This window comes from Candidatus Frankia alpina (assembly GCF_902806485.1).
GTDB classification, from domain to species: domain Bacteria; phylum Actinomycetota; class Actinomycetes; order Frankiales; family Frankiaceae; genus Frankia; species Frankia alpina.
The window spans coordinates 1-7100 of sequence record NZ_CADCWT010000233.1; the positions used below are offsets into that span (position 1 = coordinate 1).

Here is a 7100-nt window from a genome sequence, read left to right on the forward strand (position 1 = left end):
GATTTCACTAATCGTTATCGGCTTCGAGCTGTCAGTCTGTCGGGCGGCCGCTGGCCGGACCCGGTGTCGATCACTACAGGTCGATCTCGGCGTCGACCGTCACCATTCTGGCCTACATCGTCGGACAGAGTCGACTTCCGAACCGGAACCTGCACGGCCATGCCGGCTCCGTCGAGGATCTGGTGGCATCCGCACCACGATCAGCCGTCAACCGGCACATGGTTTGTACCGTGAACTGTCATTCGCAGATTCCGCTCAATATGAAGCGAAGCATTACCGCAGGCTACTGGGTAGACCCATTCCATACCTGTGAGACAGATCACCTCGCCGCAAGAACCAGTGAAGCACTCGCACCCTGCTGACCGAGGCCCGTCGTATACTGCATGGAGGTCACAACCGCCGTGGCGAGAGCGGGTGGGTGGGCTAGAAAAAGCCCATCAGCTTCTATAGGGTCTGCCGCGGTGCGAGAAGCGACATAGTCGAGAAACAAATGAGGACACTGCGAGCCGTGGCCTCCGACGAGACCTTCCGACATCGCCCTCGACCGGTTCTACGGTCGAGCATTTCCGGACACTGAAACCGCATCCCGGTCTGGTGGTTCGGCCGACCCGGCGCGCCTCGCGCACGCGGTCCGAGGCCTCACGGCGAGGCGGGGGTCGCCGGTCGCCAACCCCGGCGGGCCCGGCCGATGCCCGGTTCGTCGGGCGCGCCGGGCGGCGCGTCCGGACGTCGGGTTCGGCCGGGCCGGTGGCATCAGCCTCGACGGCGAGCGTGCTGCGAGGAGCTCGTACGAGCACTCCGACGGCCGACGCGCCTGGAGATCGCAGCTTTCCTCACACGGTGCCAGCCGAGATCGGGAACGGCCTCGAGCCGCCGAGGGCGGACGCGCCGATGATGATGGTGGCGGCCTCCTCGACGGTGATCAGGAACTCGGCGGTCGGAATCGGGCCCGCGCCCCACACCAGCACGCCGTGATTGGCGAGCAGGATCGCCTTCGTGTCCGGATGCTCGGCGAGCTTCGCGGCGACCTCGTCGGAGACCTTGCTGCCCTTGCTCCGGTCCCCGTACTTGGTGACCGGGATGTCCCCGCGCTGCCCCAGGAACACCAACGACTCGTAATGCAGCGGCAGCGGCCTGTTCGCCACCGCGAAGCTCGCGGCCGCCGGCGAGTGCGCGTGCAGCACCGTGTCGACCTCGGGACGGGCGCGGTAGACCTCGAGGTGGAACCCCAGAGCATGGACCACGTCCGGGCCGAGGGCTCCCCGGATGATCCGCCCCTCGAAATCGACGACTCCGAACCCGTCGACGCCGATGTCGGCCTTGAGCCCGTAGGACGACACCAGAATTCCGTCGCCACTGGGCAGCCGGACGCTGCCGTTCGAATTCACGCTGAAGGGCAGCACCTGCGCCCGGTGCAGCTTCTGCACGGCCAGGATGAAATCGGCTCGGATCGCCTCATCGGCCGCGGCGAGGTCAAGCGGCCCGAGCGGTTCGGCGGACCTGTTCAACTCGGTGGGCTCGTTCAACTCGGTGGGCTTGGACTCTGTGCTGGTCGCCATCGGTGACCTTTCGTCTGGTTGATCCTGTCGGGAAATGCGGGTGACATGGGCGATGAACCACCCGCTCCGCGGGCGTGGAGCTCCTCCCGGCTACTTGAGGTTCCCGAGGCCGGCGGGACCGCCGCCGCTACCCGCCCGCGAGATGAGCAGCGCAGCGAGCAGCGCGCTGCCGTTGAACACGTTCGGCACCCAGGCCGGCGCGCCCACCATCGTCAGTCCCGTGAGGCCGACGCGGAGCATCACGACGGCCAGCAGGGTCCCCCACACGTTCAGCTGGCCCCGTCGCGAGACCAGGGCGCCCAGGAATACCGCCGCGACCCCGTTGAGCAGGAAGTCCGTGCCGATCGACGGGTTGGCCGACTGGAGCTCGGCGACCCTGGCCACGCCGGCCAGCGCGGCCAGGGTCGCCCCGAGGACCGGCGAGATCGTGATGTACCGCGACGTGCGCACGCCGATCAACGCCGCCGCCTCACGCCCCGTGCCGGTGGCTCGCAGGCGCCGGCCGAACGGTGTTCGCGAGATGAGGTAACCGAGCACGACCGCCAGGATGAGCGTGTAGAAGATCACGAGTAGGAGGTTGAGGACCCGTTTGCCCACCAGGTGGTTGAAGCTCACCGGTATCCCCTCGTAGAGGGTCTTGCCGTCGCCGATGAGGTAGGCCAGGCCCCCGAGAGCGGTGATCATACCGAGCGTGGTGATGAATGAGTTCAGGCGCGCCACCACGATCAGGACGGCGTTGACCAGACCGATGGCGGCGCCGACGGCGAGCGCTCCGGCGACGGCGGCGACCGTGGGCCAGCCGTGGCCGAAGGCCCACGCCGTGAACATGGCGGCGACGCCCATCACGGCTCCCACCGAGATGTCGACCTCGCCCGCGGTGAAGGACACGGTCATGGCAAGCCCGATGATCGCCGAGACCGACGACGCGTACAGGATCGCGCTGAAGTTGTCCCAGGTCGCGAACTGTGCCGGCTTGAGGATCGAGAAGACGATCAGGAAGGAGACCAGCAGAACCAACGGCGACAGCCGGGTGAGCAGGTCGAACGCGCTCGCGGCGAACGGCACCGGTGACCTGCGTTCCTCCCTGCGGGCCACGTGCACCGCGCTCGCCGCGTCGACGTCGGCCGCGTCGACTTCGGCCACGTCGCTCATGCCGAGTGTCCCTCGACGCCGGCGGTCGCGTGCGCGAGCCGGCTGCGCGTCAGTTCCCCGGGCCCGAACACCCGCCGTCTTCGGCCACGGTCGAGGATCAGGGCGCGATCGGCGAGATCGAGCAGTTCGTCGCCGTCCGACGTGCCGAGCACGATCGCCATCCCGTCCGCCTTCAGCCGCCGGATGATGCCCGCCACCTCTCGGCGCGCGCCGACGTCGACGCCCTGGGTGGGTTCGTCGAGGACGAGGACGCGGGGGCGCAGCCGCACCGCCCGCGCGATCGCCACCTTCTGCTGGTTGCCTCCGCTGAGCAGACGCACGGGAAACTCCAGTTCGCGCGGACGGATGTCGAACTGTTCGATGAGCGTCCGCGCCTCGGCCTTCTCTCGAGCGCGGTCGATCATCGTCCAGCGCGTGAGCGAGCGCAGGTCGCCGAGCGTCAGGTTCTCCCGCACGGTCAGGTCGCCCAGGACGCCGTCGCGACGGCGGTTCTGCGGCACGGTCACGATGCCGTCGGCGACGGCGGTTCTGCGGCACGGTCACGATGCCGTCGGCGACGGCGGCATGCGGCGCCGCGTACGACCGGGGGCGACCGCCGACCTCGAGCGTCCCGCGGCGCAGCCGCTGGGCGCCGCCCAGTATCCGGGTCAGCTCGCTGCGCCCCGAGCCCACGAGACCGCCGACGCCCAGCACCTCGCCGGGGTAGATCTCGATGTCGACCCCCGCCAGCCGCCGCCCATGCAGGCCGCGCCCGACGACGATGGGCTGGTGCAACTCGTCCACGGCCTTCGGCGTGCTCTCGTACTCGGTCAGATCCTTGCCGATCATCATCTCGACCAGATCCCCGGCGGCGAGACCGGCGACGGGCCGCTGCCGGACGAGGCGCCCGTCACGCAGGACGGCGACTCGGTCGGCGATCTGCAGGACCTCCTCGAGGCGGTGGGAGACGAGGATCACCGCCGCGCCCGCGTCCCGGGCGCGACGGATGGCGCCGAAGAGGCGGTCGACCTCGTCGTCGGGCAGCGCGGCGGTCGGCTCGTCCAGCACGAGGATGCGCGAGGCGTCACCGTCCACGTCCTCGAAGGCCCGAGCGATCGCGACCATGGTCTGGTCCGACAGCGACAGGTCGGAGACGTAGTCGTCCGGGGAGACGCGGACCTCGAAGCACTCCAGCAGCAGCGCCGCACGGCGACGCTCCTGACCTGAGCGCAACGGTGTGAGGGCCCTCGACAGGTACCCGGAGTACAGGCCGATGTTGTCCGCGACGGTCGCCTCCCCCATCAGCCCGAGGTCCTGGTGCAGGAAGCGCAGGCCGAGCGCGTGGGCCCGGGCCGGAGACAGGGGCAGCGCCACCTCCGCCTCGCGGACCCGCAACTCGGCCCGGCCGGGGTCGGGTGCGAGCACGCCGGCGAGGATCTTGATCAGCGTCGACTTGCCCGATCCGTTCTCCCCCAGCAGCGCCGTCACGGAACCGCCGGGGAACGTGAGCGAGACGTCGTCGAGTGCCCGGGTCGCGCCGAAGCTCCTGGAGACCCCGCTGATCGACAGCATGATTCCGGCCGCCGCGGTCACCTTGCCCTGCAGCAAGTGGTCGATGTCCACGACATGCGTCCACGCGTCGACGTTGGCCTTGTCATGCTGAGATCACCTCTCAGCGGTGGTGGAGTCCTGCGTGGGGTCGACGGAGTGGTCACCGAGCCCCCGATGGGCGCGCACGGCCAGGGCCCGCCGGACCATCTCGGCGAGGGCCGTGTTGTTCCTTTCCGCATGCGGGCATACGAAAATCCTCTTCGATATTTGCGGCACCGAGGCGGGCGGGGGATTTGCCGGCTGCCAGCCGGCCGGAATTTCTGCGGATCGTGGCCGCCTCGGAACATTGGCCGAGGTGCCGCCGTCGGCGCCGCGACGGGCGGTCCACAGAGCGGCAAACCCACCTCGCCCCTTACCTTTGGTAATCTAGCAAACCCTTTTTTCGGGAACTTGGCGGCGGGCGGAACTCCGCACCGGCGCCTACCGATACCACTACGCTGCCGGAATACCTACCGACACAGGGCGCTGGCCGACCGACGGAGGTCGACATGACGGCGCGCGACGAGAAACTTGTTTCCAGACACGATACGCAAGTGTAGGGTCGCATCGCTGGTCAGGCAAGCATCTCCGCGCATAGCACAGAATAGGCTTCGGTCAACCTCACGCCCAAGTGAATAGCCAGGTGGCTACCAGACAGCTGGTGACCGGCGACTTTGCGGCAAGATCGCAACATTGTTTCGACAACAGCAGGATCGACTACTTAACGTCACCAACCATTCGGACTGCGCATTCGCACCCAGCCTTCGGCGCGAGCGGTTGTGGCTTAGCGATGAGCAGGTCGGGGGGGCGTCGGGCGACGAGCCGCAGTTGGCCTGACCCCCAAGCAATCGACTACGGAGCATGATGGCATCACCCGGCACCCCGCGGTCGGCAGCCGAAGGCCAGTGCAGGTCAACGGGGTTCAGCGGGCGTCCGCGACTGCGTGTGGCGCCGCTGACAGTCAGCGGGACGTGCGGGATCGGCTGACTAGAGTTGCGGGCGTAGTACGGCGGCCACACATACTCAGGAGCTCACGCATGACCTCTACGGTGGAGAGCATCGCTGCGCCGGGGGTTCCCGGCCTCGACGAGGCGGGACGTGCCCTGCTGTTCACGCAGGCGCGGACGGCCAACGCCTTCGCCGACACCCCGGTCGGCGACGAGCAGCTCGCCGCGATCTGGGAGCTCACCCGGTGGGCGCCGACCAGCGCCAATCTCCAGCCGCTACGGGTGACCTTCGTCCGCACTGCGCAGGGTCGGGAGCGGCTGCTGCCGCTGATGAACGAGGGCAACCGGGCCAAGACCGCCTCGGCGCCCGCCACCGCCATCCTCGCGGTCGACTCGCGCTTCCACCAGTACGCCCCGACGCTGCTGCCGATCCGGCCACAGCTGAAGGACGCGCTCGATGCGGACGAATCCCTGCGGGCCACCATGACCAGTTTCAACGGGCCACTGCAGGCGGGCTACTTCATCCTCGCCATCCGCGCCCAGGGACTCGTCGCCGGGCCGATGGCCGGCTTCGACGCCGCAGGGATCGACGCCGAGTTCTACCCGGATGGCCGCTGGAAGTCCGTGCTCGTCGTCAACATCGGCCATCCCGGGGAGAACCCCTGGTTCGAGCGGCTACCCCGCCTCGACCCCGCCGACGTCATCCGCTGGGCCTGAGCGCCTGGCCCGTCCCGGATCCGGCCGACCCGGCAGCTCCGGGATCACGTATTTTTCGCCTGTCCGGCGGCCGCGGGGTAGCGGGCCAGGGCAGCCTGCTGGCCCGCCGGCGGGGGTGTCGTCGCCGGATCATAGAACGGCGAGAACGCGCGGACGAGCCGGCGGAGGTTCGCCCTACCGAGTTTCCTCGCCGTGGCGGCCTCCCGCTCCCTGGACTGTCGGCACTGCTCGTCCGTCATCCCGCGCCGGTCCATGTCCAGCAGATAGCTCCGCAACGGTGAGGTCCGCCGGTTCAGGTGCCGGGAGACGGTGACGATGCCCCCAATCCGGTATAACCACGCGATCAGCCGGGGCCGGCCGTACAGGCGGTGGTAGACGCGGTTCACGACCGTCCGGTGTTCGTACTCCTCGGCCAGATGCCATTTCCACAGCTCGACCGCCGGGGACGGCGCGGCGCCGAGTTCGGTCTCCATCAGGCCGTCGACCCACAGCTCCTCGCCGGTCGAACCGATGGTCTCGAAGCCCTCGCAGTAGGCGAGCAGCCAGCGCAGCGACCTGGTCCGCAGGAAGTGCTGGTAGTCCCGTTCGAAGACGACCTCGTAGTCGACCATGTCCGGGTAGCCGCCGTCGCGGACCATCGCGTTGAACGCCCGGTGCAGCCGGTAGTACTGGCCTTCCTGCCGGTTGAACAGGTCGATGTCGTGCAGCAGTTCGGCGTCGATCAGCGGATCCAGCTCCTCGGCCGCGCGGCGCATCACCTTGATGAGGAACGGTTCGATGTAGGCGGGGATGATGCCCTGAGCGTTGACGAGATGGACGGCCTCCAGGTTCGAACCCCAGCGAGGCGAGACATCGGTGAAGTCGAATTCCGGCGAACGGACACGCATACCTGCACCAGACCCTTCCGAGCGCGGATGGTACGACGAGCGACCCAGCTCTCGACGGCCGCTCTGTCGACAATGATCCGACACGGAAGGCCACGGGGCGGAACTCGACGCACGGATCGCTACTTTCCCGGTCCAGGACGGCACGCCGACGGACCTCGCCCCCGCCACGTGGGCGGGCGAGATCGTGCCAGCGGTCCCTACTCCGACGGTCCCGCTACTGATCTTTAATTCACCGGGTCGGACTGGAGTGGATTCTGCCCGGTCCCGGT

Annotated in this window: 7 protein-coding genes and 1 pseudogene; 2 read left to right on the forward strand and 6 right to left on the reverse strand. The window is 68.5% G+C overall.

All coding sequences use genetic code 11. The features are described 5' to 3' along the window. Positions 1 to 833 precede the first annotated feature (833 nt). From G6R25_RS19385 to G6R25_RS27910, 3 genes are all read right to left on the reverse strand, one after another. Entirely contained in the window at positions 834 to 1559 is a 726-nt protein-coding gene (locus G6R25_RS19385; protein WP_163554099.1) for a class II aldolase/adducin family protein, read from the reverse strand. 90 nt (positions 1560 to 1649) lie between these two features. Then, the gene (locus tag G6R25_RS27905) at positions 1650 to 2711 is read right to left on the reverse strand and encodes an ABC transporter permease (protein WP_235949123.1); all 1062 of its coding nucleotides are present in this window, start codon (positions 2709 to 2711) and stop codon (positions 1650 to 1652) included. Then, complete coding sequence (locus tag G6R25_RS27910; protein ID WP_235949125.1) at positions 2708 to 3217, reverse strand: ATP-binding cassette domain-containing protein; 510 nt, start codon at positions 3215 to 3217, stop codon at positions 2708 to 2710. Before G6R25_RS27910 ends, G6R25_RS27905 begins: the two co-directional genes overlap by 4 nt. Position 3218: 1 nt before the next feature. Here G6R25_RS27910 and G6R25_RS27915 point away from each other — a divergent pair, with 1 nt between their 5' ends. After that, positions 3219 to 3917, forward strand: coding sequence for a hypothetical protein (locus G6R25_RS27915; protein ID WP_235949127.1), 699 nt, complete (start codon positions 3219 to 3221; stop codon positions 3915 to 3917). Here G6R25_RS27915 and G6R25_RS27920 read toward each other — a convergent pair. Both G6R25_RS27920 and G6R25_RS30855 read right to left on the reverse strand, forming a co-directional pair. Then, a pseudogene (locus G6R25_RS27920) lies at positions 3798 to 4262 on the reverse strand (ATP-binding cassette domain-containing protein); the annotation flags it as partial. The gene G6R25_RS27915 and the pseudogene G6R25_RS27920 sit on opposite strands and share 120 nt — an antisense overlap. 488 nt (positions 4263 to 4750) lie before the next feature. Continuing rightward, on the reverse strand, positions 4751 to 4876 hold the full coding sequence (locus G6R25_RS30855) for a putative leader peptide (protein ID WP_419469386.1): 126 nt from the start codon (positions 4874 to 4876) through the stop codon (positions 4751 to 4753). Positions 4877 to 5317: 441 nt separating this feature from the next. On the opposite strand from G6R25_RS30855, the gene G6R25_RS19395 reads away from it, so the two are divergent. Then, a complete protein-coding gene (locus G6R25_RS19395) occupies positions 5318 to 5944 on the forward strand; it encodes a malonic semialdehyde reductase (RefSeq protein WP_136449408.1) in 627 nt (208 codons plus the stop codon). Between the two features lie 44 nt (positions 5945 to 5988). Here the strand turns inward: G6R25_RS19395 and G6R25_RS19400 are convergent, their stop codons facing one another. Then, positions 5989 to 6831, reverse strand: coding sequence for a metal-dependent hydrolase (locus G6R25_RS19400; RefSeq protein ID WP_136449409.1), 843 nt, complete (start codon positions 6829 to 6831; stop codon positions 5989 to 5991). Positions 6832 to 7100: the final 269 nt, after the last annotated feature.